Genomic DNA, 23559 nt, shown 5'->3' with positions numbered 1-23559 from the left:
CTGTTTTCCCCCAAGCACCGGAGCGACCCATGTCCCGCCAGATCATCAACACCGAAAAGGCTCCCGCCGCCATCGGCCCGTACTCGCAGGCCGTGCGCGCCGGCAACACCGTGTACTTCTCCGGCCAGATCCCGCTCGACCCGGCCACCGGCGACATCGTCGGCGCCGGCGACGTCGAAGCGCAGGCCCGCCGCGCCTTCGACAACCTGAAGGCCGTGGCTGAAGCCGCGGGCGGTTCGCTGGACAAGGTCGTGCGCCTCGGCCTGTACCTGACCGACCTGGGCGAGTTCGCCAAGGTCAACGCGGTCATGCAGGACTACTTCCAGGCGCCGTATCCGGCCCGTTCCACCATCGAAGTGTCCGGCCTGCCGAAGGGCGCCAACTTCGAGGTCGACGCGGTGATGGTCATCGACTGACCCCTCCGTGGCACGCAAGGCGGCGGTCACCCCGGTCCTGTCACCGTCCGGCGAAGCATCCCTGGCGATGCTTGCTGGCGTCGGTCCGGCCGTGGCCGCCAAGCTGCAGGCGCGTGGCCTGGCCACCCTGCAGGATCTCTGGCTTCACCTGCCGTTGCGCTATGAAGACCGGACCCGGCTGACCCGCATCGAAGACCTGCGCAACGGCGTGCCGGCGCAGGTGGAAGGGCGGGTGGTCGCGGTCGAGCGCGGCATGCGCTACCGGCCGATGCTGAAGGTGGCGGTGGAGGACGAAGGGCAGGGCACCCTGGTGCTGCGCTTCTTCCATTTCCGCCAGCAGCAGGTCGGCCAGTTCGCGGTGGGGAACCGGCTGCGCTGCTTCGGTACGCCCAAGCCGGGCCACCTCGGCCTGGAAATCGTCCACCCCAGCTACCAGGTGCTGGGACGCAACGATGATCCCGAACTGGGTGACCGCCTCGACCCGGTCTATCCCACCGTCGAGGGTGTCGGCCCGATGACCCTGCGCAAGCTGATCGGCCAGGCCCTGGACCGCCTGCCCGAAGAAAGCACGCTGGAACTGTTGCCCAGCGGCTGGCTGGATGGTCTTGGCCTGCCGTCGCTGCGCAGCGCGCTGCTGACCGTGCACCGGCCGCCGCCCGACGCCGACCTGGCCGCATTGGCCGCAGGTACCCATCCGGCGCAGCGGCGCCTGGCGATGGAAGAACTGCTGGCCCACCACCTCAGCCTGCGCCGCCAGCGCATCGCGTTGCAGGCGCACCATGCGCCGCCACTGGCCGGCCCCGGCAGGCTGGCCAAGGCGCTGCTGAAGCAGTTGCCGTTCGCGCTGACCGGCGCGCAGGCGCGCGTGTTCAAGCAGATCCGCGAAGACCTGTCGCGTCCCAGCCCGATGCTGCGGCTGGTGCAGGGCGACGTCGGCTCAGGCAAGACCGTGGTCGCGGCGCTGGCCGCCATGCTGGCGGTGGAGCAGGGCAAGCAGGTCGCGCTGGCGGCGCCCACCGAACTGCTGGCCGAACAGCATCTCAACAACCTGCGTGGCTGGCTGGAGCCGCTCGGCCTGCGCATCGCCTGGCTGGCCGGCAAGGTCACCGGCAAGGCGCGCGCCAAGGTGATGGAGCAGGTCGCCAACGGCGAAGCGCAGGTGGTGGTTGGTACCCACGCGCTGATGCAGGAAGCGGTCGTGTTCCAGGATCTGGCCCTGGCCATCGTCGATGAGCAGCACCGCTTTGGCGTGCATCAGCGGCTGGCCCTGCGCGACAAGGGTGCGGGTGGCAACAGCGTGCCGCACCAGCTGGTGATGACCGCCACGCCGATTCCGCGCACGCTGGCGATGTCCGAATACGCCGACCTGGATGTGTCGGCCATCGACGAACTGCCACCGGGCCGCACGCCGGTGCAGACCGTGGCATTGAACAATGACCGCCGCCCCGAGCTGATCGAGCGCATCGCGCTGGCCTGCCAGGAAGGACGGCAGGTGTACTGGGTGTGCACGCTGATCGAGGAAAGCGAAGAGCTGGATGCCACACCGGCGCAGGCGACCTACGAATCGCTGCAGGCACTGCTGCCGGGCGTACGCGTCGGGCTGGTGCACGGGCGGCTGAAGGCCGCCGAAAAGCTGGCGACGATGGTGGCGTTCAAGGCGGGTGAGATCGATCTGCTGGTGGCGACCACGGTCATCGAAGTGGGCGTGGACGTACCGAACGCTTCGCTGATGGTGATCGAGAACGCAGAACGGCTGGGCCTGGCCCAGCTGCACCAGCTGCGCGGCCGCGTCGGCCGCGGTTCGGCGGTGTCGCGCTGCGTGCTGCTGTACCAGGCGCCGCTTTCGCAGATGGCGCGCGAACGCCTGCAGACCATGCGCGAAACCAACGATGGCTTCGTCATTGCCGAGAAGGACCTGGAGCTGCGCGGCCCGGGCGAACTGCTGGGGACCCGGCAGACCGGCCTGGCCGGCTTCCGCATCGCCGACCTGGCCCGCGACGCTGGCCTGCTGCCCGGCGTTCACGACCTGGCCGAACGCCTGCTGGCCCAGCAGCCGGCGCTGGCCGACCGGGTGGTCGCGCGCTGGATCGGCACGGCCGTGCGCTACGCCTCGGCGTAAAGAGCGGGGCCGCATCCACGCATGGCGTGGATCTACTGTAGAGCCGAGCCCACGCTCGGCTGCCATTCTCATCCACGCACGGCGTGGATCTACCGTAGAGCCGAGCCCACGCTCGGCTGCCATTCTCATCCACGCACGGCGTGGATGTGTCGACCAAGATCGATACCCACCAACGGCAGCCCCCCCCCTGCCATCACCAGGAAGCCAGCGTTTGCCGTTGCTCCGGCCTCTGCGGGTGCAGGGCGCAGCCCTGCCGCCCCCCGTACTTGCAACGGTCATCAAGCCGGTCCACACTTCGTTGCCGATCTGAAGACGGCAACGATGACCCACAAGATCCCCCTGTTGATCGACACCGACCCCGGTGTGGACGACGCCCTGGCCCTGCTGATGGCCTTCGCCGATGAACGGCATGACGTGGTCGCCCTGACCATCGCCGCCGGCAACGTTGGCCTGCAGTACACCGTCCGCAACGCCCTCAAGCTCTGCGACGTCGTCGGCCGCGCCGACGTGCCGGTGTTTGCCGGCAGCCCGGATCCGCTGCTGCACCCTTCCGTCGATGCTGCCCATGTGCACGGCCGTGATGGCTACGGCGATGTCGACCTGCCGCCGCCGAGCCGCCAGGCCGAAGCCGAACATGCCGCGCTGGCGATCCTGCGCCTGTCGCACGAACACGCCGGCGAACTGATGCTGGTGATGCTCGGCCCGCTGACCAACCTGGCATTGGCGCTGAAGCTCGATCCGACCCTGCCCGAGCGCATCAAGCGCATCGTGGTGATGGGTGGTGCGGTCACCTGCCACGGCAACATCACCCCGGCCGCCGAGTTCAACATCGCCTTCGACCCGGAAGCGGCGCACGTGGTGTTCACCTCCTTCAAGCACCTGCTGGTGTCGGACTGGGAGGCCACCGTTGCCCACGGCCTGCCGCTGCAGGACGCCGAGAAGTGGCTGCAGGCCGATTCCGATCGTGCGCGCTTCTACGAGCTGATCTCGCGCAAGACCCGTGGCCTGTCCGAAGACAGCAAGGGTGGCCGCTGGTACACCGCCGACGCGGTGGCCATGGCCTGGGCGCTGAACCCGGAAGGGCAGCTGCGGGTCGAATCGCGTCCGCTGAACGTGGAACTGAACGGTACGTTCAGCCGCGGCGCCACCATCGTCGACTGGAACCGCCAGACCGGCCAGCCGGACAACTGCGATCTGCTGATGGCCTACGACCAGGGGCGTTTCGAGGCCCTGGTGCGCCAGGCCCTGGGCGCGGACTGAAGTCCGTTTCCCGGCACCGGTTGCCCCGGGCGGCAACCGGTGCTTATAATGCCGCTCTTGACCACCAGCCCATTTACGGTGTGAGCCCATGAAGGCCGATATCCATCCGAACTACCGCGACGTCGTCTTCCATGACGTCACCTCCGATTTCAAGTTCCTGACCCGCTCGACCATGGGCACGAAGGAAACCATCCAGTGGGAAGACGGCAACGAATACCCGCTGGTCAAGGTTGAAATTTCCTCTGCTTCGCACCCGTTCTACACGGGCAAGCACAAGGTCATCGACACCTCGGGCCGTATCGACAAGTTCCAGAAGCGCTACGCGCGCTGATCTGTCGATCCAGCTTCGAACCGACGGCCGCGCTCTGCGCGGCCGTTTGTTTTTCCCCAACGCCTGCCCAACGGGCGTTTGGATGGACGGAACACTGCGTTCGCGTGACAACGCTTTTGCCGATCCGGGCCGCTTGCTGGCCGGGTTCTGGCCGCCTGCCGTCTACGACTTCTGTCTAGCGCCGGGCAAATGCTGCTGTGCGATAATGGCGTGATCCACGACACAGGTCGTGGACGTCATTCACGTGCCTGACCAATGCGCTTGGGCAGGCGCCTTCCCATGAAGGAGCGCACACAGTGTCCGATCTTGATCAGGTCACGCTCAACGCCGGCGATAAGTCGGTCGTTCTGCCCGTCATCAAACCCACCCTTGGCAACGACTGCGTCGACATCGCGAAGCTGACCAAGGAAACGGGGTATTTCACCTACGATTCCGGCTTCACCGCGACGGCCAGCTGCAAGTCCGCCATCACTTACATCGACGGCGACAAGGGCGTGCTGCTGTACCGCGGCTACCCGATCGAACAGCTGTCGGAGAAGTCGAGCTACGTCGAAGTGGCCTACCTGCTGATCAACGGCGAGCGCCCGAGCGCCGAGCAGCTGAAGGCCTTCACCGACGAGCTGACCGCCGAGGCCGACGTCGATGCGTCGATCAACACCCTGATCGGCAGCTTCGCCAAGGATGCCCACCCGATGGCGATCCTGGCCGCTGCGATCGCGCAGCTGTCGGCGATCTACCACGACTCGCTGGACCTGTCCGACGCCGAACAGCGCCGCAAGGCCGCCGTGCGCCTGATCGCCAAGGTGCCGACCCTGTCGGCGCTGATCTACCGCCACGGCAAGGGCCTGCCGGCCAACAAGCCGGACACCTCGCTGGACTACGTCAGCCGCTTCCTGAAGCAGACCTTCGAGTCGGCGGATGGCCAGTACGATCTGAACCCGGATGTGGTCAAGGCGCTGGACCTGCTGTTCATCCTGCACGCCGACCACGAGCAGAACGCTTCGACCTCGACCGTGCGCCTGGTCGGTTCGACCGGTGCCAACCCGTACGCTTCGGTCGCCGCCGGCGTCACCGCGCTGTGGGGTCCGGCCCACGGCGGTGCCAACGAAGCCGTGCTGAAGATGCTGGAAGAAATCGGCAGCGCCGACAACGTCGAGTCCGCCGTGCTCAAGGCCAAGGACAAGACCTCGGGCTTCCGCCTGATGGGCTTCGGCCACCGCGTCTACAAGAACTTCGACCCGCGCGCCAAGGTCATCGGTGAGATGACCAGCAAGGTGCTGAAGCAGCTGGGCGTGCAGGATCCGCTGCTGGACGTGGCCGTGAAGCTGGAACAGGCCGCGCTGCAGGACGAGTACTTCGTCGCCCGCAAGCTGTACCCGAACGTCGATTTCTACAGCGGCATCATCTACAAGGCGCTGCAGATCCCGACCGAAATGTTCACCGTCATGTTCGCCCTGGGCCGCACCTCCGGCTGGGTGTCGCATTGGCTGGAACAGCAGGTCGACCCGGAAATGAAGATCGGCCGTCCGCGCCAGGTCTACACCGGCAGCGACGTGCGCGACTATCAGGGCTGATCGCCCCGCGTAGGTTGTGCTGGAAACGCCCCGCATCCGCGGGGCGTTTTTTTTTGCCGGCGAAGGGGCTGGGGCCGGTCGATGGTGGATGTGGGCCGTGGGTCCACACATTTCCCGCGTCGCGTCTTCACCTCTTTTCGGATCTGTTGCATGGGCATCACATGCAAGGCGATAGAAACTTCAGGGTCTTTCCCTCCACGGAGTACACCATGAACCGACTGCTCGCCATTGCCCTCATCGCCGCGCCGCTGGCCGTGCTGAGCCCGCAGGCTTCCGCGCAGTACACCGGCCCGGGTGCGGGTACCGCTGCCAGCACGGTGGCCGATGCGCGTGCCCAGCGCGATGATCACCCGGTGGTGCTGCGCGGCACCCTGGTCGCCAAGCTGGGCAAGGAGCGCTACCAGTTCCGCGATGCCAGCGGCCAGATCGAGGTCGAGATCGACGACGAAGACCTGCCGCCGCAGGCGATCGGCGCCGATACCGTGGTCGAGCTGCACGGCAAGGTCGACACGCATCGCTTCAAGCCGACCGACATCGATGTCGATCGGGTCATCGTGGTACCTGCGCGCTGAGCAGGCACCACGCGTGCGGACGCAGCCGGGTGGCCCCGGCTGCGTTTCCAGCAGCCGGCGCGTCAGCCGCCGATGTACGCGGTGATCTCCGCCTCGGCCAGTACCTGCCGCAGCTGCGTGGCAGATGCACGTCGCATCGGCTTCTCATCCACCGGCGACAGCGGAGCCTGGCGCAGGGCGTCGTAGGGCAGCACGGCCAGGTCGAAGGTCAGCTCCTCGGCGCTGAACACCCACACCGGTACATCCAGGCTGCGCTCGCGATCCATGCGCAGGCGGCGCATCCGCGATTCGGCGGGAATGCCATGTTCGTCCAGGAAGCGGTGCACGGCTTCCGGATCATCGCTGTGCAGGTGCAGCTGCACGGGGCTGTTGGCATCGGCAGTGCCGTCCAGCACCGGGCCGGCCAGGCGCGGGGCGAAGCCGTGAAGGAATTCCAGCGCACGCATCGCCGCTTCGCGACGGCGCTGCAGTTCGTTGCCGTGGCGGGGGCCGGAGAACAGCCGCTGGTATTCGCGCAGCGCGTCTTCGATCTCGGTATTGCGGGGCAGGGAGGCATCGTCGTGGATGCCGAGCCGGCTGGCGGCCTTCAACTTGGCCTGGTGGTAGTCGCGGATACCGCCTTCGGCCATCAGGCGGGCGGCTTCGTGGGCGAGGCGATGACGCCGCTCGCGGGTCTGGCTGGCAGCATGCTGGCGGGCGCGATGCATGCGATGACTCCTGTTGCGACCTGGCTACAGACTAGCGCAAGGATGTGACATCTGCGTGGGGATTTCGCGGAGGTGCCAACCCACGGTTGGCACCCATCAATCCCTTCCTCAGAAGATATCGAACGCGGCGGCGTCGGCCTGCGGCGTATTGAGGTTCAGGTCGTAGTCGGTCAGGCGGTCCATGTCTTCCACCTTCACCCACTCGGTCGCGCCGTTGAGGGTGGCCTGGACCATGCCGCTGGGCGGATCGTTCTGCGCGATCGGGGTGTCCTTCAGCGCGGTGCGCATGTAGTCGATCCAGATCGGCAGCGCCGCCTTGCCGCCGTACTCGCGGTAACCCAGTGAACGGAAGTCGTCGCGGCCCACCCACACGGTGGTCACGTACGGACCGCCGAAACCGGAGAACCAGGCGTCACGGTGATCATTGGTGGAACCGGTCTTGCCGCCCACATCCTCGCGGCCGAGCACCTTGGCCTGGGCGCCGGTGCCGCGCTGGACCACGTCGCGCATCATCGAAACCAGCTGGTAGGCGGTGCGGGCATCGATCGCGCGCGGGGCGGTGCGGGCATCCGGGTTGGCCGGCGCCGCCGGGGTCTCAGCCTTGGCTTCGGCCTTGGCCGCCGCAGCCGGGTCCACCTTCGGCGCCGGGGCGCCGAAGTTGAAGCCGTCGACCACCTGGTTGACCGGCTGGTCACTGCTGCCGGCGCAGTCGCGGCAGGCCAGTGCCGGGTTTTCCTTGAACACCAGGTTGCCGTCGCGGTCGTTGACCTGGTCGATCAGCCAGGTGTCCACGCGCGAGCCGCCGTTGGCGAACACGGCGTAGCCGCGCGCCACCGACAGCGGCGTCAGCGAGGCGGTACCCAGCGACATCGACAGGTTCGGCGGCAGCTCCGATTCGGCGAAGCCGAACTCACTGATGTACTTGCGCGCGTAGTCCACGCCCATGCCGTCGAGCAGGCGCACCGAGACCAGGTTGCGCGACTGCACCAGCGCTTCGCGCAGGCGCATCGGGCCACGGAAGCCGCCGCCGTCGTTCTGCGGCGCCCAGGTCTTGCCGCGGCGGTCGCGGAACACCACCGGCGCGTCGAGCACGATCGAGGCCGGGTTGTAGCCCTTGTCGAAGGCAGCCGCATAGACGAACGGCTTGAAGCTGGAACCCGGCTGGCGACGGGCCTGGGTGGCGCGGTTGAACTTGTTGCCGGAGAAGCTGAAGCCACCCACCAGCGCCTTCAGTGCGCCGCTGTGGGCATCCAGCGAAACCAGCGCCGACTGGCCGCGCGGCAGCTGGTCCAGCAGCCACTCTCCGTCCTTGGCGCCGGCGCGCACGCGCACGATGTCACCGCGCTGCACCAGCTTGCCCGGGGTCTTGTTGGTCCACTTGGCGGCGCCGGCCGGCAGCACGATCTCGCTGCGGTTGGCCAGCACCACGGTGGCGCTGCCGTCGGCGCCGGTGCTGGCGACGATCGCCGGCAGCAGGCCGGCCTGGCCGAACATGCCGCGCAGGTGCTCGGCCAGGGCCGCGGCATCATCGCCTGCGCCCAGCTGTACCTGCTTTTCCACGCCGTGCCAGCCGTGGCGGTGGTCGTACAGCAGCAGGCCATCGCGGATGGCCAGGTTGGCCGCGGTCTGCAGGGTCGAATCGATGGTGGTGGTGACGTGGTAACCCTTGTTGACCACGTCGCCGCCGAAGCGGGCGATCATTTCCTGGCGCACCAGCTCGGCCACGTAGGGCGCATCGACCTGCACCGGCGGCTCATGCGCGCTGGCGTGCATCGGCACCGCCTTGGCGGCGTCGGCCTCGGCCTGGGTGACGAACTTCAGGTCGGCCATGCGCTGCAGCACATAGTTGTCGCGGCGCTGACGGGCACGTTCCGGGTTGGAGATCGGGTTGCCCGAGGACGGGAACTTGGGGATGCCGGCCAGCGAGGCCATCTCGTCCAGGTTCAGCTCGTTCAGCTTCTTGCCGTAATAGAACTCGGCCGCTGCGGCCACGCCGTAGGCGCGGTTGCCGAAGAAGCTCTTGTTCAGGTACAGCTCGAAGATCTCGTCCTTGCTCAGCTCGGACTCGATCTTCCGCGCCAGCAGGATCTCGGCCAGCTTGCGGGTATAGCTGTACTCGGAGCTGAGGAAGAACTGGCGGGCCACCTGCTGGGTGATGGTGGAGCCGCCCGGCACGCGCTTGTCATTGGTGGTGGCCAGCAGCCACACCGCGCGGCCGATACCCATGTAGTCGACACCGCCGTGCTCGTAGAAGCGGGCATCCTCGGTGGCCAGGAACGCCTGCTTCAGGCGCTCGGGCACGTCCTTCATGGTGACCGGGGTGCGGCGGGTCTCGCCGAACACGGCCATCAGCTTGCCGTCGGCAGCATAGACATACATGGGCTCCTGCATTTCCACGTCGCGCAGGGTCTGCACGTCGGGAAGCTTGGAGGACACGGCATAGTACAGACCGCCCACGGCGGCCGCGCCGATCAGCGCCAGGACCAGGACAATCAGGAAGATCCAGCGCAGCCAGCGGCGGAGTCGAGTCATCGGGTTCAGATTCCGATTGCGAATTTCGTGGTCGCAGAGTATAGATTACGCAAGGTGGCGGCTGGGGTCGGCACCGGGGAGCGCAAGGGGAACTGCCAGGGGCTGCATGGTGAATCCGTGAGGGACTTCACAGCAGGGCCGTTGCCATTTGCTAAGAATACGTTATTAATGCTCGGACGCAGGTCTTGCGTCCAAGTGCCCGTCGGCAGGGGAGAAACCGTGGGGCTCATCCCAAAAAGTCAGTCGCCGCTTGTAGGCGTCGACATCAGTTCGACTGCGGTAAAGCTTTTGCAGCTGTCCCGCAGCGGCAATCGTTTCCGTGTGGAACACTACGCTGTGGAACCTCTTCCGCCGAATGCGGTGGTGGAGAAGAACATCGTCGAAGTGGAGGCCGTGGGTGAGGCCATCCGCCGTGCGATGAACCGTTCAGGCAGCAAGGCCAAGCTGGCCGCTGCCGCCGTCGCCGGGTCGGCGGTGATCACCAAGGTGATCCCGATGCCGGCCGAGCTCGACGAGAACGACATGGAAGCCCAGATCGAGCTGGAAGCGGTCAACTACATTCCGTACCCGATCGAGGAAGTGAACCTGGACTTCGAGGTGATCGGGGCGATCCCGAACAACCCGGAGATGGTCCAGGTGCTGCTGGCCGCGTCGCGTTCGGAGAACGTCGAGCTGCGCCAGTCAGCGCTGGAACTGGGCGGCCTGCAGGCCAAGGTGATGGACGTGGAGGCCTTCGCGGTCGAGAACGCCTACGCCCTGGTTGCCAGCGAGCTGCCGGTGTCGATCGACGGCGTGGTCGCGCTGGTCGATATCGGCGCCACCATGACCACCCTCAACGTCCTGCGCGGCGGCCGCAGCCTGTACAGCCGCGAACAGGTGTTCGGCGGCAAGCAGCTGACCGACGAGATCATGCGCCGCTACGGCCTGAGCTACGAGGAAGCCGGACTGGCCAAGCGCCAGGGCGGGCTGCCGGAGAGCTACGAGGTGGAAGTGCTGGAGCCGTTCAAGGAAGCCACGGTCCAGCAGATCAGTCGCCTGCTGCAGTTCTTCTATGCCGGCAGTGAATTCAACCGCGTCGACCACATCGTGCTGGCCGGCGGTTGCGCCGTGCTGGGGGGCCTGCCGGAGATGGTCGAGGAACAGCTGGGCGTGCCGACCGTGATCGCCAACCCGCTGGCGCAGATGACCCTGGGCCCGAAGGTGAACGCGCATGCGCTGGCCCAGGATGCTCCCGCGCTGATGATCGCCACCGGTCTGGCGCTGAGGAGCTTCGACTGATGGCACGTATCAATCTATTGCCCTGGCGCGCCGAACGGCGCAAGCAACGCCAGCGCGAGTTCTACGCAATGCTGGGCATGGCCGCCGTGGGTGGCCTGCTGCTGTCGCTGCTGATCTGGTTCTACTACGACCGCCAGGTGAGCGGCCAGATGGACCGCAACACCTATCTGGAAGCCGAGATCGAGAAGGTCAAGGAACAGAACAAGGAGATCGATCGCCTCGACGCGCAGAAGGATCGCCTGCTGGCACGCAAGAAGGTGATCGAGGAACTGCAGGCCAAGCGCTCGCAGATGGTCCACCTGTTCGATGCGCTGGTGCGCACGATCCCGGACGGCGTGGTGCTGACCGCGTTGAAGCAGGAAGGCGACGTGCTGACCCTGGAGGGCCGCACCCAGTCCAATGCGCGTGTTTCGGCCTATATGCGCAACCTCGAGACGTCCGGTTGGATGACCAACCCGGAACTGTCGATCATCGAGGCGCGTGATCCCGAGAAGGACAAGGACGGCAAGGCCGGTCCGCTGGCCGACATCAAGGCGCTGCCGTACGTGTTCGTGGTCAAGGTGAAATTGCCGGCACAGAGCGAAGAGGTCACCGCGGCACCGGGGCTGAACGCCGATGGCACGGTCGCGACCGCCGCTACCGCACCACCGCCGGCACCGGCACCGGTGGCACCGCTCGCCGCAGGCCCCGACGCTGCCACGCCTGCCGCGCAGGTGGCTCCGGGCGCAGGCCCGGCAGCGAACCCGGCCGCGCCGGCGCCGGCAGCACCTGCTGCGGCACCGGCCAGTGCACCGGCCAAGCCGAACCAGCCGGTTGCCGCACCCGCACCGGCGGCCAAGCCCGCACCGAAGCCGGAGGGCAGCCGCCTGGCGCAGCCGCCGCAGGCCTTCATCGCCCCGTTGCAGGGGGATCGCGCATGAGCCAGAAAATCGACCTGAAGAACCTGGATTTCAACGACATCGGCAACTGGCCGCAGAAGGCCAAGATCGTGTTCTGCACGGTGCTGGCGCTGGTGATCATGTTCCTGGCGTGGATGCTGCTGATCAGCGGCAAGCGCGATGAACTGGCCGGCCTGGAGTCGAAGGAAGCCGAGCTGCGTGCCGAGTTCACCAAGCAGCAGGAACGCGCGGTGAACCTGGCACCGCTGAAGCAACAGCTGGCGCAGATGGAACAGGTGCTGCAGCAGATGCTGCGGCAGCTGCCGAGCAAGACGGAAATGCCCGACCTGATCATCGACATCTCGCAGACCGCGTTGTCCAGCGGCCTGACCAACGAGCTGTTCGAGCCCGAGCAGGAGCAGATCAAGGAGTTCTACGCCGAGAAGCCGATCAAGCTGCGGATGGTGGGCAGCTACCACCAGTTCGGTGCTTTCGTCAGCGGCGTGGCCTCGCTGCCGCGGGTGGTGATCCTGACCATGCACGACATCAACCTGAAGCCCAAGGACAAGACCAGCGGCAACGTCCGCAGCGGCGCGCTGGAACTGTCCGGCACGGTCAAGACCTATCGCTACCTGGACGAGACCGAGGTGCAGGAACAGCAGAAGGTTGAAGCCGGCAAGGAGGGCAAGAAGTGATCCGTTCCTTCCTTGTACGGGGTGCCCTGGTGGCCTCGGTCCTGTTGCTGGCCGCCTGCGGCCGCGACGTGACCAGCACGCCGGGCGATGCGCCCAACCTCGAGAAGTGGGTGGAAGGCGAGCGCGCGCGACCGGCGCAACCGCTGGAGCCGCTGCCGGTGATGCAGCAGTTCGAAACCTTCGAATACTCCGCGCAGGGCATGCGCGATCCGTTCACCGATGCCTGGACCAATCCGCAGCAGGGGAATGGCGGATTGCGTCCGGATCCGAACCGGCGCAAGGAGCCGCTGGAAGGCTTCCCGCTGGATGCGCTGGACATGGTCGGTACCATCGGCACCGGCGCAGGTACCGTGGCGCTGGTGATGGGGCCGGACAAGGTGACCTACCGGGTGCGCCCGGGCGGTTACCTCGGGCAGAGTGACGGACGGGTCACGGCGGTCTTCGAGGACCGCGTGGAGCTGATCGAACTGGTGCCGGATGGCGCGGGCGGCTGGCTGGAACGGCCGGCAACGCTCTCGCTTGAAGATCAATGATCGTTTACTGGGGATAGCACGATGACCTTTCACCAAGCCAAGGGGCTGCGTCCCATCCGGCGCTCTACCTTGAACCGTATCAGCGCGTTGGGAGTCGCGCTGATGCTGGCCTGCGCTCCGGCCCTGGCCGCCGCACCGGCGGAAAAGCCGGTGGGTGCCACCGTGGCGCCGGCGACCGCGCCGGCCGGCCTGTCGGTGGCCAAGATCGATTTCAAGCGTGGCGATGACGGCGCTGGACGCCTGATCGTCCAGTTCGACGGCCAGGGCGCGGTTCCGGACCTGCGTACGCAGGGCAACAGCGTGGTGGTCGATGTCGGCAATGCCCGGCTGCCGGCCAACCTGCAGAAGCCGATGAACGTCACCGACTTCGCCACGCCGGTGCAGCGCATCGACGCCAAGCCGTCCGGCGCCGGCACCCAGCTGGTGCTGAGCACCGGTGGCGCGGTGGAATCGCTGGCCTACCAGAGCGGCAACGAGTACGTGGTCGAGATCAGCCCGCGGCAGGCACCGGCCGCGGTCGGTGCAGTGACCGCCGGCAGCGTCACCCAGGCCGCCAAGGCCGTGGGCCAGCGCGGATTCACCGGCAAGCCGGTGACCTTCAACTTCCAGGACGTGCCGGTGCGCACGGTCCTGCAGTTGATCGCCGAGGAATCCAACCTCAACGTGGTTGCCTCCGATTCGGTGCAGGGCAATGTGACCCTGCGCCTGGTCAACGTGCCGTGGGACCAGGCGCTGGACATCGTGCTGCGTGCCAAGGGCCTGGACAAGCGTCGCGACGGCAGCGTGATCTGGGTCGCGCCGCAGGCGGAACTGGCCAAGTTCGAGCAGGAGAAGGAAGACGCGCGCATCGCCATCGAGAACCGCGAGGACCTGGTCACCGACTACATCCAGATCAACTACCACAGCGCCACCCAGATCTTCAAAGCGCTGACCGAAGCCAAGGGCATCGGTGGCAACAGCGGCGGCAGCGGTGCCGGTGGTAGTGGCTCGACGTCGCAGGAAGAGAGTGGCTTCCTGTCCTCGCGCGGCCGTATCGTCGCCGACGAGCGCACCAACACGCTGATGATCAGTGACATCCCGAAGAAGATCGCGCGCATGCGTGAACTGATCGGTGTGATCGACCGGCCGGTCGACCAGGTGCTGATCGAAAGCCGCATCGTCATCGCCACCGATACCTTCGCCCGCGAACTGGGCGCCAAGTTCGGCATCAGTGGCAGCCGTGACAACGTGTACTTCAGTGGCGACCTGAAATCCAACGCGGACACCCGCAAGTCGCAGGTCGATACCGAAGCGACCAATGCCAAGGCCTACCGCGACTGGCAAGCCGGTGGCAGTGTCGGCCCGCCGCCGGTGGCGCTGCTGCCGTCGATCGCCCGCGGCCTGAACTTCAACCTTCCGGCCGTATCGAACAGCGCACCGGGCTCGCTGGCGCTGTCGATCCTCAATGCCGGCTACCTGCTGGACGTTGAACTGTCGGCAATGCAGGAAGAAGCCCGCGGCGAAGTGATCTCCAACCCGCGCGTGGTCACCACCAACCAGCGTGAAGCACTGATCAAGCAGGGCAAGGAAATCGGCTACGTCACCATCAGCGGTGGCGGCAGCGGCGGCATTGCCACGCCGAACGTGCAGTTCAAGGAAGTGGTGCTGGAGCTGAAGGTGACCCCGACCATCACCAACGACAACCGCGTGTTCCTCAACATGCAGTTGAAGAAGGACGAGGTCGAGCGCCTGATCCAGCTGCAGGGCTACGGCACCGTGCCGGAAATCAACCGCCGCGAAGTCAACACTGCGGTGCTGGTGGATGACGGCCAGACCGTGGTCATCGGTGGCGTGTACGAGTTCACCGACCGCAGCAGCGTGAGCAAGGTGCCGTTCCTGGGCGACGTGCCGTTCCTGGGCAACCTGTTCAAGAAGCGCGGCCGCAGCAAGGACAAGGCCGAGCTGCTGGTGTTCGTGACGCCGAAGGTGCTGCGCGTGGCCAAGCAGAACTGAGCCCGCACCCGCTGCACCCCGAACAAGGGCCGCCGCGTGCGGCCCTTGTTCGTTTGCGCCGGCCGTAACCGCCGGATCCACGCCCTGAGCGGATGCCAGTAGATCCACGCCATGCGTGGATACCAGTAGATCCACGCCCTGCGTGGATAGCGGTAGATCCACGCCCTGCGTGGATGGCCATTCAGCCGTTCTTGATGCCTTCCCGGGAGCACCCTGCGATGATGGCGGGAACCCGTGCCGTCCCGCGCCGGTCAAAGGCCCCCATGAACCTGCCACCGCCGATGCCCGAAACCGTTCCGCCGCCTGCGCCGGCGTCCTCCCGCCTGCATCTGGCCTTCAACCAGCTGCGTGACGCACTGTCAGCCGAGATCGTCGGCCAGGCCGCGCTGGTTGAGCGCCTGCTGATCGCGCTGCTGGCGGACGGCCACCTGCTGGTGGAGGGCGCACCGGGGCTGGCCAAGACCACGGCCATCCGTGCGCTGGCCTCGCGCCTGGAGGCCGATTTCGCCCGCGTGCAGTTCACCCCCGACCTGCTGCCGGCCGACCTGACCGGTACCGAGATCTGGCGCCCGCAGGAAGGCCGCTTCGAATTCGTGCCTGGCCCGATCTTCCATCCGATCCTGCTGGCCGACGAAATCAACCGTGCGCCCGCCAAAGTGCAGTCGGCGCTGCTGGAAGCGATGGGTGAACGCCAGGTCACCGTTGGGCGGCATACCTATGCGTTGCCGCCGCTGTTCCTGGTGATGGCCACGCAGAATCCGATCGAACAGGAAGGCACGTTCCCCCTGCCCGAAGCGCAGCTGGACCGCTTCCTGATGCATGTGCGCATCGGCTACCCGGACCAGGCCGCCGAGTCGGAGATCCTGCGCCTGGCGCGCGAGCGTGCCCGTGGCGCGCTGGGCGAGGCTGCACCGGTGGCGGAGAAGATGCCGATGCAGGATGTGTTCGATGCCCGCCGCGAAGTGCTGGACCTGCACATGGCGCCCGCGCTGGAACGTTACCTGATCGAGCTGGTGCTGGCCTCGCGTGAACCGTCGCGCTATGACGCCGGGCTGGGCCGCCGTATCGCCTGGGGCGCAAGCCCGCGTGGCTCCATCGCGCTGGAGCGCTGCGCACGTGCGCGGGCGTGGCTGGCGGGGCGTGACTTCGTTACCCCCGACGATGTACGCGCGGTCGCCGCAGACGTGCTGCGCCATCGCGTGCTGCCCAGCTACGAGGCCACCGCCGAAGGCTGGGATGGCGAACGCCTGGTGCAGGAGCTGCTGGCCCGGGTGCCGGCGCCCTGAGCCTGCGCATGACCGGATCAACCCTGGAATCCGCATCCATCGCCAGCGACGGCGACGGACTGCGCCCGCAACTCTCTGAACTGGTGGCCCTGCGCCGCCTGGCACAGCGGCCACCGCCGCCGCGCCGGGGCCGTGCCGGCAACGCCGGGCAGGCACCGTCTCCGTTGCGCGGGCGTGGCATGGAATATGCCGAGTCACGCGAGTACGTGGCCGGCGATGATGCACGGCACATCGATTGGCGCGTGACCGCACGTACCGGTCGCGCGCATACCAAACTGTTCCAGGCCGAGCGCGAGCGGGTCAGCCTGATCGTGGCGGATACCTCGCCGGCGCTGTACTTCGGCACCCGGGTGCGCTTCAAGTCGGTGCAGGCCGCGCGCGCGGGTGCCGTTGCCGCATGGTCGGCGCAGCGTCGTGGCGACCGCATCGGGGCGCTGCGCGGCAGTGATCGCGAGCCGCCGGTTGCGCCTGCGGGTGGGCCGCGCGGCGTACTGCGCGTGCTCGACGCGCTGACGCGCTGGTATGCGCAGCCGCCTGCTGATGATCTGGGCCTGGAGCGTGCGCTCGATCACGCCGCCCGCGTGCTGCGCCCTGGCGCACGCATATTGGTGCTGGCCGACCCGCAGCAGGCGGCACGCATTCCCGCGGTGCGCTGGAGCGCGCTGGCCCAGCACCATGACCTCAGCCTGGTGCTGCTGGTCGATCCGCTGGAACTGCAGCCGCCGTCGGCCGCGTTGCAGTTCCAGACCGCGCAGCAGCGGATCGGGCTCGATCTGCGCCGCAGCGAGGTGCAGGCCCACTGGCAGGCGCACTTCGTCGAGCCGCTGCAGGAACTGCGGCGCCAGCTCGGTGCGCGTCGCGTCGATGTGCAGGTGCTGTCCACCGACGCGCCCAGTGATGCCTGGCTGGCGCCGTCGCCGACCGAGGTGCCGGCATGAGTGCCACCCTGCCGCTGCGCGATGTGCAGCTGCCGCCGGCGCCGCCGTGGTGGCCGCCGGCGCCCGGATACCTGATGATCGGCGGCGCGCTGGTGCTGGTGATCGTGGTGCTGGCCTTGCTGTGGTGGAAGCGCCACCGGCGGCGCCAGCGCTGGTTGCAGGTGTTCGACCAGGAGTTGGCGGCCTGCACCGAGGCCAGCGCGGAACTGGCGGCGATTGCGGGCCTGCTGCGGCGTGCTGCACGGCATGCACGGCCGGGCAGCGAATCGCTGCGTGACGCGGCCTGGTGGCAACGCGTGGACCCGCAGGGCACATTGCCCGAAGCGCGCCGCAGCCTGCTGGCCGAAGGTGCCTACCGCCCGCGAGTGGACGCCACCGAAGTGGCCTCCGTGCGCAGCTGGGCGCGTGAGCGCTACCTGGCGATGCTGCTGGAGCGCCGCCGATGAACCTGCTGGCAAGTTACTGGCCGTGGCCCGACCTGCAGCTGGCATGGCCGCTGGCGCTGCTGGCGTTGCCGCTGCCGCTGCTGATGCATCTGTGGAAGCGCCCTGCCGAGCCGGGTGCGGCGTTGCGCGTGCCCTATGCAGCCAGCGAACTGGAAGCGCTGGCCGGTGGTGGCCGTGTTGATGTGTCGTGGCTGCGCACGCTGCTGCTGTGGCTGGGCTGGTGCGCGCTGTGCGTCGCGCTTGCGCGCCCGCAGCAGCTCGGCGAAGCGATCACGCCCCCGCAGCAGGGACGGCAGATGATGCTGGCGATGGATGTGTCCGGCAGCATGAGCGAAGGCGACATGGTGCTGGGCGGCCAGGCCGTGGAACGGCTGACCGCCGCCAAGGCGGTGCTGGCCGACTTCCTCGACCGCCGCGCCGGGGATCGCATCGGCCTGCTGATCTTCGGTGACCGGGCCTATACGCTCACCCCGCTGACGGCCGACCTGACCAGCGTGCGTGACCAGCTGCGCGACAGCGTGGTGGGCCTGGCCGGGCGTGAAACCGCCATCGGCGACGCCATCGGCCTGGCCGTGAAGCGCCTGCGCAGCCAGCCGGCGGGCCAGCGCGTGCTGATCCTGTTGACCGACGGCGTCAGCAATGCCGGCGTGCTGGAGCCGCTGCGCGCCGCCGAAGTCGCGCGCGCCGAAGGTGTGCGGATCCACACCGTCGCGTTTGGTGGCGATGGCAGCATGCGTTTCCTCGGCATTCCCATTTCCGCCGACCAGGACCCGGTTGACGAGGCCACGCTGAAGCAGATCGCCGGCATGACCGGTGGCCGGTTCTTCCGTGCACGGGATACCGCGCAGCTGGCCGGCATCTATGCCGAGCTGGACCGGCTGGAGCCGATTGCGGCGAAGGGACCGAGCCTGCGCCCGCGCGAAGAGCGCTATGCCTGGCCGCTGGGCCTGGCGCTGCTGCTGGGCGCGCTGGCCTGGCTGTGGCCGGAGCGTCGCCGATGATCGCGCTGGTTTCCAATCTTCCTGACTGGAATGCGCTGCACTTCCTGCGACCGGAATGGCTGTGGGCGCTGCTGGCCCTGCCGGTGATCGTGGCGCTGGCGCTGTACCGGCAACGACGCAGCGACGTGTGGCGGCACAGCGTGGATGCACACCTGCTGCCGCATCTGCTGGCGGCGGGCGCACGCCGGCGTGCGCGGCTGCCGTGGGTGCTGCTGCTGGGCTGGACGCTGGCGTCGCTGGCGATGGCCGGGCCGAGCTGGCGCCAACAGGCACAACCGATGTTCCAGCCCAGCGCACCGTTGCTGGTGGTGCTGGACCTGTCCAGCCGGATCACCGCCACGGATCTGCCACCCTCGCGCCTGCTGCAGGCGCGGGCCAAGGTGGGGGAACTGCTGCGCGCGCGCCAGGGCGGGCAGGTGGGCCTGGTGGCCTATGCCGACGATGCCTATACCGTGGCACCGCTGACCGACGACGGCAGCAACGTGGCGCTGTATCTGGATGCGCTGTCGCCCGATGTGATGCCGCGCGATGGCCAGCGTGCCGATCGCGGTATCGACTGGGCGACCCGCTTGATGCGGCAGATCGCCGCGACGCAGGGCCAGATCCTGCTGGTCACCGACCAGGCTGACGGCGAAGCGGCACTGGCGGCCGCGCAGGCCCGCGGCCTCGGCATGCAGGTATCGGTGCTGGGCCTGGGTACCCCTGCCGGTGCCGCCTATCGCGATGGCAGCGGGCAGATCCGCCAGGCGGCACTGGATGAAGGCAGCCTGCGTGCGCTGGCGACGGCAGGCGGCGGCCGCTATGCCCGCATCGCCGCCGACGACAGTGACCTGCGTGCGCTGGGCGTGCTTGATGCGCGCGAGGGCGCGGCGGCGCAGCGGCCGGGCGAAGCCAGGCAATGGCGTGATGAGGGCTTCTGGCTGCTGCCGCCGGTGATGCTGCTGGCGTTGTTGGCTTTCCGTCGCCGCGCGCTGCTGGCCGCGGTGCTGGCGGTCGGCCTGCTGCCGTGGATGGGCGACGTACAGGCGCAGACGCCGGCAACCGCGCCAACGCAGCCGGTGCCAGGCACCTTGTGGAAGCGCGCCGACCAGCTGCAGCACCAGCGCCTGGCGGCAGGCGTGCAGGCCTACCGCAACGGCGATTTCGCCGGGGCCCGCCAGCAGTTCGAGGGCATCGACAGCGATGCGGGCTGGTACAACCTGGCCAACGCGCTGGCACGCCAGGGCAACTACGACGAGGCCATCACCGCCTACGACCGCGCGCTGGCGCTGCATCCCGGCATGGCCGACGCGGTGGCCAACCGTGCCGTGGTTGATGCCGCACGCAAGCGCAGGTCATCGGGCGGCAAGGGCCAGGGCCCGCAGCCGCCAGCGCGGAACGGGCAGCAGAAACAACAGCAGAATCCGCAACAACAGCCACCACAGCAAGGCCGCAATGATGCCGGGCAGGGCCAACCCCAGCCCGGCCAGCAGGGCCAGCCCAAGCCGGGTGAGGACCCGGCGCAAGCGAACCCGCAGCCCGGCGAACACAGCCGGGATGGCCAGCAGGCGCCGCCGCAGGTGGAGGATGCCAAGGCACAGGCGCAGGCCGACCAGCAGCAGCGCCAGCGCATGCAGCAGGCCATGCAGCAGTCACGCGAGGGTGAGGCCGGCAAGGACGGCAAGCCGGTGCCGGCCAGCGACGGACGCACGCCGCGCCAGCGCGAGGAGCAACAGGCGGTGGAGGCCTGGATGCGTCGCGTACCGGATGATCCGGGGGCCTTGCTGCGGGCCAAGTTCCAGCTGGAAAACGAACGCAGGAAGAGGGAAGGGCGATGACGCGGGCGATCAACATGCATGGGCGCTGGCCACGGCAGGTACTGGCGGCGCTGCTGCTGTGGCTGCCGCTGCTGGCGTGGGCGCAACCGCGGGCCTGGCTCGACCGTGAGCGGATCGCGATGGGCGAAACGGTCACCCTCAACGTCGAGAGCGACCAGGGCGCACCGGACTTCACGCCGTTGCGTACCGACTTCGATCTCAGCGGCCAGACCAGCAGCCGCCAGGTGGAATGGAGCAACGGCGCCATGCAGCAGCGCAACCTGTACGGCGTGGCGCTGACGCCCCGGCGCAGCGGTGCGCTGGTGGTGCCGGGGCTGCAGGTCGGGACGGTGCGTACCGCGCCGCTGACCCTGCAGGTGGATGCGGCCGCGGTGGCCGGCCCGGACAGCAACGCGATGGCGTTCATCGAGACCGTAGTCGATGACGAAACCCCGTATGTGCAGCAGAGCGTGGGCGTGGTGGTGCGGCTGTACTTCGCTTCGCAGCTGGCGTCCGGCGAACTGGTGCTGGATACGCCGGCCGGAGCATCGCTGCAGCGCGTCGGCGATGACCGCACCGACGTGCGCCAGCTCAACGGCCGCCGCTACAACATGGTTGAACGGCGTTTCCTGCTGATTCCCGAACGCAGCGGTGCATTGCGGCTGGCCGGTGCACGCTTCAGCGGACGCAGTGCCGGCGGCTTCTTCGATGATTTCTTCGGTGCTGGCGACGGGCGCATGACGGCCACCGGCGCCGACCGCACCCTGCAGGTGCAGGCGCAACCGGCACAGGCGCCGCAGCCGTGGCTGCCACTGCAGGGCCTGCAGCTGCGCTACACCAGCGCACCGACCAGCGCCCGCACCGGCGAGGCGGCCAATGTGGTGATCGAGGCGATTGCCGAAGGTGCCACCCGTGCGCAGTTCACCGATCTGCCGGTGCCCGATGTCGGCAGCGCGGCGCAGGTGTTCGCCGAGCCCGCCCAGTACGAGGAGACCTTCAACGGCAGCACGCCGCGGCTGAAGATCACCCGTCGCTATTCGATCGTGCCGCGCCAGCCGGGTTCCCTGGTGGTGCCGGGGCCGCGCCTGCCGTGGTGGGATGTGCGCAGCGGCAAGGCACAGCAGGCGACGTTGCCGGACCTGACCCTGGCGGTTGCGGCCGGCAATGGCGCTGGCAGCAGCGCACCGGCGGCGTTGCCGCCGATCGACACCGCTGCCGCGTTGCCCGGTACCGATGGCCAGGACAGCCGCATCGCGGCGACCGATCCGCGTGCCAGCGGCATGGCCGAGCGCCCATGGCCGTGGATGGCAGTCGCCATCGGCCTGGCGCTGCTGTGGGTGCTGACCCTGTTGTGGGGCTGGCAGCGTGGCCGCCGCCCGCGTGCGATGGCCCCGGTGGCAGGTGCGCCCGCTGTGCCGGTTGTGGCGGGCGGCCGTGCCGGCCTGGCCGAACTGCGCCGCGTGCTGGATGGCGAAGGGTTCGACCAGGTGGAAGCGCAGCTGTGCGCGATGGCCGGCGTTGAACGCATCGAGCAGGTCATCGCGCGGCTTGATGACCCGGCCCAGCGCCAGGTGCTGCAGGACCTGCAGCAGGCCCGCTGGGGCGGGCAGGGCGATCTGGCGTCGTTGCGGGCGCGTCTGCGCGGCGCCTTCCGTGACGGACCGCACTGGTCGACGGCAGCGACCGCCGCTGACACTGGGCTGGCGCCGCTGTATCCGCCACGGCGAACCTGAACCGGCGCCGCTTGCGCGCTTTGTTAGAGTGCATTCATTTTTCGAGGGAACCCGCGTATGACAGCAGCTGCTGCCGACAAGAAGAAGTTGCCCCTGCATTGGAAGATGGGCATCGGCTTCGCGATCGGCCTGGTCCTGGGACTGATCGTGCACGCCCTGGGCGGCAGCGTTGATGGTCTGCAGGCCGGTGCCAAGTGGGTAATGGACTACGTCACCACCCCGGCGTCGGGGCTGTTCCTCAACCTGATCTTCATGCTGATCGTGCCGCTGATCTTCTCGGCGCTGATCATGGGCGTGTCGGAAATGGGTGACATCCGCGCCCTCGGCCGCATCGGCTGGAAGACCCTGGCCTACACCGTGCTGCTGTCCGGCATCGCCGTGGGCATCGGCCTGGTGCTGGTCAACCTGCTCAAGCCGGGGGCCGGTGTCGATCCGCAGACCGCTGCCCTGATGCTGTCGGAAAACGCCGAGCGCAGCAAGGAGATCGTTGCGGGCATCCACGGCACGCCGAAGGGCATGGACATGCTGCTGTCGATCGTGCCGAGCAACGTGCTGCAGGCGGCGTCGGACAACGGCGCGATCCTGTCGCTGATGTTCTTCGCGCTGATGTTCGGCATCGGCATGGTGCTGACCGACAACGAGAAGGTCGCCCCGCTGCGCCGTGCCATCGAAGGCGTGTTCGAAATCTCGATGACCCTGATCAACCTGGTCATCCGCCTGGCGCCGTACGCGGTGGCCTGCTTCATGTTCAACCTGGCCGCGCTGTTCGGCTTCGAGCTGATCATCCGCCTGGGTGCCTACGTGGGCGTGGTGGTGCTGGCCCTGGGCCTGCACATGATCGTGACCTATGGCGCCGCGGTGTGGCTGTCCGGCCGTTCCCCGCTGTCGTTCTTCCGCGACACCCAGGAAGCGACGGTGATGGCGTTCTCGACCGCCTCCAGCAATGCCACCCTGCCGACCGCGCTGCGCGTGGCCGACCAGATGGGCCTGCCGCAGCGCGTGTCGCGCTTCGTGCTGACCGTGGGCGCCACCGCCAACCAGAACGGCACGGCGCTGTTCGAGGGCGTGACGGTGATCTTCCTGGCCCAGTTCTTCGGCGTGGACCTGAGCATCGGCCAGCAGATCATGGTGATGGCGGTCTGCATCCTCGGTGGCATCGGCACCGCGGGCGTACCGTCGGGCTCGCTGCCGGTGGTGGCGATGATCTGCGCGATGGTCGGCGTGAATCCGCTGGGCATCGGCCTGATCCTGGGCGTCAACCACTTCCTGGACATGTGCCGCACCGCGCTGAACGTGACCGGCGATCTGGCCCTGACCACGCTGGTGGCCAAGGGCGAGTCGCACGACGGCCCGGCGCTGACCCCGCACCAGGACTGATTCCAGGCCGCCTGCTGGCGGCCTGATCGGGGCCGGGTGCTGCTCCGCAGGGAGCGGTATCCGGCCCCTTTTCACATGGCGTCCGGGCGCCGGGC

20 protein-coding genes are annotated in these 23559 nt (G+C 68.0%); 18 read left to right on the top strand and 2 right to left on the bottom strand.

The genetic code is table 11. The features are described from left to right. The first annotated feature begins 29 nt into the window (after positions 1-29). The 6 genes from Q0P60_RS12045 (at position 30) to Q0P60_RS12020 (ending at position 6272) form a co-directional block, all read left to right on the top strand. On the top strand, positions 30-416 hold the full coding sequence (locus Q0P60_RS12045; RefSeq protein ID WP_005410875.1) for a RidA family protein: 387 nt from the start codon (positions 30-32) through the stop codon (positions 414-416). A 7-nt stretch (positions 417-423) separates the two neighbouring features. Continuing rightward, positions 424-2535, top strand: a complete 2112-nt coding sequence (gene recG, locus Q0P60_RS12040; RefSeq protein ID WP_294993379.1) for an ATP-dependent DNA helicase RecG — start codon at positions 424-426, stop codon at positions 2533-2535. A gap of 321 nt (positions 2536-2856) precedes the next feature. Continuing rightward, on the top strand, positions 2857-3795 hold the full coding sequence (locus Q0P60_RS12035; RefSeq protein WP_294993376.1) for a nucleoside hydrolase: 939 nt from the start codon (positions 2857-2859) through the stop codon (positions 3793-3795). Between the two features lie 88 nt (positions 3796-3883). After that, positions 3884-4126, top strand: coding sequence for a type B 50S ribosomal protein L31 (locus tag Q0P60_RS12030; RefSeq protein WP_005418951.1), 243 nt, complete (start codon positions 3884-3886; stop codon positions 4124-4126). 296 nt (positions 4127-4422) lie between these two features. Continuing rightward, positions 4423-5700: a citrate synthase gene (locus tag Q0P60_RS12025; RefSeq protein ID WP_294993372.1), complete on the top strand. Its 1278-nt coding sequence runs from the start codon at positions 4423-4425 to the stop codon at positions 5698-5700. A 209-nt stretch (positions 5701-5909) separates the two neighbouring features. Next, entirely contained in the window at positions 5910-6272 is a 363-nt protein-coding gene (locus tag Q0P60_RS12020; protein ID WP_294993369.1) for a NirD/YgiW/YdeI family stress tolerance protein, read from the top strand. Positions 6273-6334: 62 nt separating this feature from the next. Here Q0P60_RS12020 and Q0P60_RS12015 read toward each other — a convergent pair whose 3' ends face one another. Both Q0P60_RS12015 and Q0P60_RS12010 read right to left on the bottom strand, forming a co-directional pair. Further along, the gene (locus Q0P60_RS12015; protein WP_294993366.1) at positions 6335-6979 is read right to left on the bottom strand and encodes a hypothetical protein; all 645 of its coding nucleotides are present in this window, start codon (positions 6977-6979) and stop codon (positions 6335-6337) included. A 108-nt stretch (positions 6980-7087) separates the two neighbouring features. Continuing rightward, positions 7088-9511 (bottom strand): penicillin-binding protein 1A, encoded by a 2424-nt coding sequence (locus tag Q0P60_RS12010; RefSeq protein WP_345780332.1) that lies wholly within the window; start codon positions 9509-9511, stop codon positions 7088-7090. A 219-nt stretch (positions 9512-9730) separates the two neighbouring features. Between Q0P60_RS12010 and Q0P60_RS12005 the strand changes: the two genes are divergently transcribed. From Q0P60_RS12005 to Q0P60_RS11950, 12 genes are all read left to right on the top strand, one after another. Next, positions 9731-10789, top strand: a complete 1059-nt coding sequence (locus Q0P60_RS12005) for a pilus assembly protein PilM (protein WP_345780331.1) — start codon at positions 9731-9733, stop codon at positions 10787-10789. Then, positions 10789-11709, top strand: a complete 921-nt coding sequence (locus Q0P60_RS12000) for a PilN domain-containing protein (RefSeq protein WP_294993360.1) — start codon at positions 10789-10791, stop codon at positions 11707-11709. Before Q0P60_RS12005 ends, Q0P60_RS12000 begins: the two co-directional genes overlap by 1 nt. After that, entirely contained in the window at positions 11706-12362 is a 657-nt protein-coding gene (pilO, locus tag Q0P60_RS11995) for a type 4a pilus biogenesis protein PilO (protein WP_294993356.1), read from the top strand. The genes Q0P60_RS12000 and pilO overlap by 4 nt, the downstream gene beginning before the upstream one ends. Beyond that, positions 12359-12895 (top strand): pilus assembly protein PilP, encoded by a 537-nt coding sequence (locus Q0P60_RS11990; RefSeq protein WP_294993353.1) that lies wholly within the window; start codon positions 12359-12361, stop codon positions 12893-12895. The genes pilO and Q0P60_RS11990 overlap by 4 nt, the downstream gene beginning before the upstream one ends. 21 nt (positions 12896-12916) lie before the next feature. Next, the gene (locus tag Q0P60_RS11985; RefSeq protein ID WP_294993350.1) at positions 12917-14887 is read left to right on the top strand and encodes a type IV pilus secretin PilQ family protein; all 1971 of its coding nucleotides are present in this window, start codon (positions 12917-12919) and stop codon (positions 14885-14887) included. Between the two features lie 263 nt (positions 14888-15150). Next, positions 15151-16173 carry a MoxR family ATPase gene (locus tag Q0P60_RS11980; RefSeq protein ID WP_294993347.1) on the top strand — a complete coding sequence of 341 codons (1023 nt, stop codon included), beginning with the start codon at positions 15151-15153 and terminating at the stop codon, positions 16171-16173. 8 nt (positions 16174-16181) lie between these two features. After that, on the top strand, positions 16182-17111 hold the full coding sequence (locus Q0P60_RS11975; protein ID WP_294993344.1) for a DUF58 domain-containing protein: 930 nt from the start codon (positions 16182-16184) through the stop codon (positions 17109-17111). Next, positions 17108-17557, top strand: a complete 450-nt coding sequence (locus Q0P60_RS11970; RefSeq protein WP_294993341.1) for a DUF4381 family protein — start codon at positions 17108-17110, stop codon at positions 17555-17557. Before Q0P60_RS11975 ends, Q0P60_RS11970 begins: the two co-directional genes overlap by 4 nt. Beyond that, on the top strand, positions 17554-18558 hold the full coding sequence (locus Q0P60_RS11965; protein WP_294993338.1) for a VWA domain-containing protein: 1005 nt from the start codon (positions 17554-17556) through the stop codon (positions 18556-18558). Before Q0P60_RS11970 ends, Q0P60_RS11965 begins: the two co-directional genes overlap by 4 nt. Then, positions 18555-20375, top strand: coding sequence for a VWA domain-containing protein (locus Q0P60_RS11960; RefSeq protein ID WP_294993335.1), 1821 nt, complete (start codon positions 18555-18557; stop codon positions 20373-20375). Before Q0P60_RS11965 ends, Q0P60_RS11960 begins: the two co-directional genes overlap by 4 nt. Continuing rightward, positions 20372-22087, top strand: a complete 1716-nt coding sequence (locus Q0P60_RS11955) for a BatD family protein (protein WP_294993332.1) — start codon at positions 20372-20374, stop codon at positions 22085-22087. The genes Q0P60_RS11960 and Q0P60_RS11955 overlap by 4 nt, the downstream gene beginning before the upstream one ends. Positions 22088-22144: 57 nt before the next feature. Next, a complete protein-coding gene (locus Q0P60_RS11950) occupies positions 22145-23464 on the top strand; it encodes a dicarboxylate/amino acid:cation symporter (RefSeq protein ID WP_294993329.1) in 1320 nt (439 codons plus the stop codon). The last annotated feature ends 95 nt before the right edge of the window (positions 23465-23559 follow it).

This window comes from uncultured Stenotrophomonas sp., from assembly GCF_945952405.1.
Classification (GTDB): domain Bacteria; phylum Pseudomonadota; class Gammaproteobacteria; order Xanthomonadales; family Xanthomonadaceae; genus Stenotrophomonas.
The sequence above is the reverse complement of the archived record's forward strand: the minus strand, read 5'-3'. Positions and strand labels throughout refer to the sequence as shown.

What these genes read in the sequence shown, in the direction of transcription:
- Q0P60_RS12045 (WP_005410875.1), top strand. Translation starts at nt 30, where the DNA reads ATGTCCCGCCAGATCATCAACACCGAAAAGGCTCCCGCCGCCATCGGC.
- Q0P60_RS12035 (WP_294993376.1), top strand. Translation starts at nt 2,857, where the DNA reads ATGACCCACAAGATCCCCCTGTTGATCGACACCGACCCCGGTGTGGAC.
- Q0P60_RS12030 (WP_005418951.1), top strand. Translation starts at nt 3,884, where the DNA reads ATGAAGGCCGATATCCATCCGAACTACCGCGACGTCGTCTTCCATGAC.
- Q0P60_RS12020 (WP_294993369.1), top strand. Translation starts at nt 5,910, where the DNA reads ATGAACCGACTGCTCGCCATTGCCCTCATCGCCGCGCCGCTGGCCGTG.
- Q0P60_RS12015 (WP_294993366.1), bottom strand. Translation starts at nt 6,979, where the DNA reads ATGCATCGCGCCCGCCAGCATGCTGCCAGCCAGACCCGCGAGCGGCGT.
- Q0P60_RS12010 (WP_345780332.1), bottom strand. Translation starts at nt 9,511, where the DNA reads ATGACTCGACTCCGCCGCTGGCTGCGCTGGATCTTCCTGATTGTCCTG.
- Q0P60_RS12000 (WP_294993360.1), top strand. Translation starts at nt 10,789, where the DNA reads ATGGCACGTATCAATCTATTGCCCTGGCGCGCCGAACGGCGCAAGCAA.
- pilO (WP_294993356.1), top strand. Translation starts at nt 11,706, where the DNA reads ATGAGCCAGAAAATCGACCTGAAGAACCTGGATTTCAACGACATCGGC.
- Q0P60_RS11985 (WP_294993350.1), top strand. Translation starts at nt 12,917, where the DNA reads ATGACCTTTCACCAAGCCAAGGGGCTGCGTCCCATCCGGCGCTCTACC.
- Q0P60_RS11980 (WP_294993347.1), top strand. Translation starts at nt 15,151, where the DNA reads ATGAACCTGCCACCGCCGATGCCCGAAACCGTTCCGCCGCCTGCGCCG.
- Q0P60_RS11975 (WP_294993344.1), top strand. Translation starts at nt 16,182, where the DNA reads ATGACCGGATCAACCCTGGAATCCGCATCCATCGCCAGCGACGGCGAC.
- Q0P60_RS11970 (WP_294993341.1), top strand. Translation starts at nt 17,108, where the DNA reads ATGAGTGCCACCCTGCCGCTGCGCGATGTGCAGCTGCCGCCGGCGCCG.
- Q0P60_RS11965 (WP_294993338.1), top strand. Translation starts at nt 17,554, where the DNA reads ATGAACCTGCTGGCAAGTTACTGGCCGTGGCCCGACCTGCAGCTGGCA.
- Q0P60_RS11960 (WP_294993335.1), top strand. Translation starts at nt 18,555, where the DNA reads ATGATCGCGCTGGTTTCCAATCTTCCTGACTGGAATGCGCTGCACTTC.
- Q0P60_RS11955 (WP_294993332.1), top strand. Translation starts at nt 20,372, where the DNA reads ATGACGCGGGCGATCAACATGCATGGGCGCTGGCCACGGCAGGTACTG.
- Q0P60_RS11950 (WP_294993329.1), top strand. Translation starts at nt 22,145, where the DNA reads ATGACAGCAGCTGCTGCCGACAAGAAGAAGTTGCCCCTGCATTGGAAG.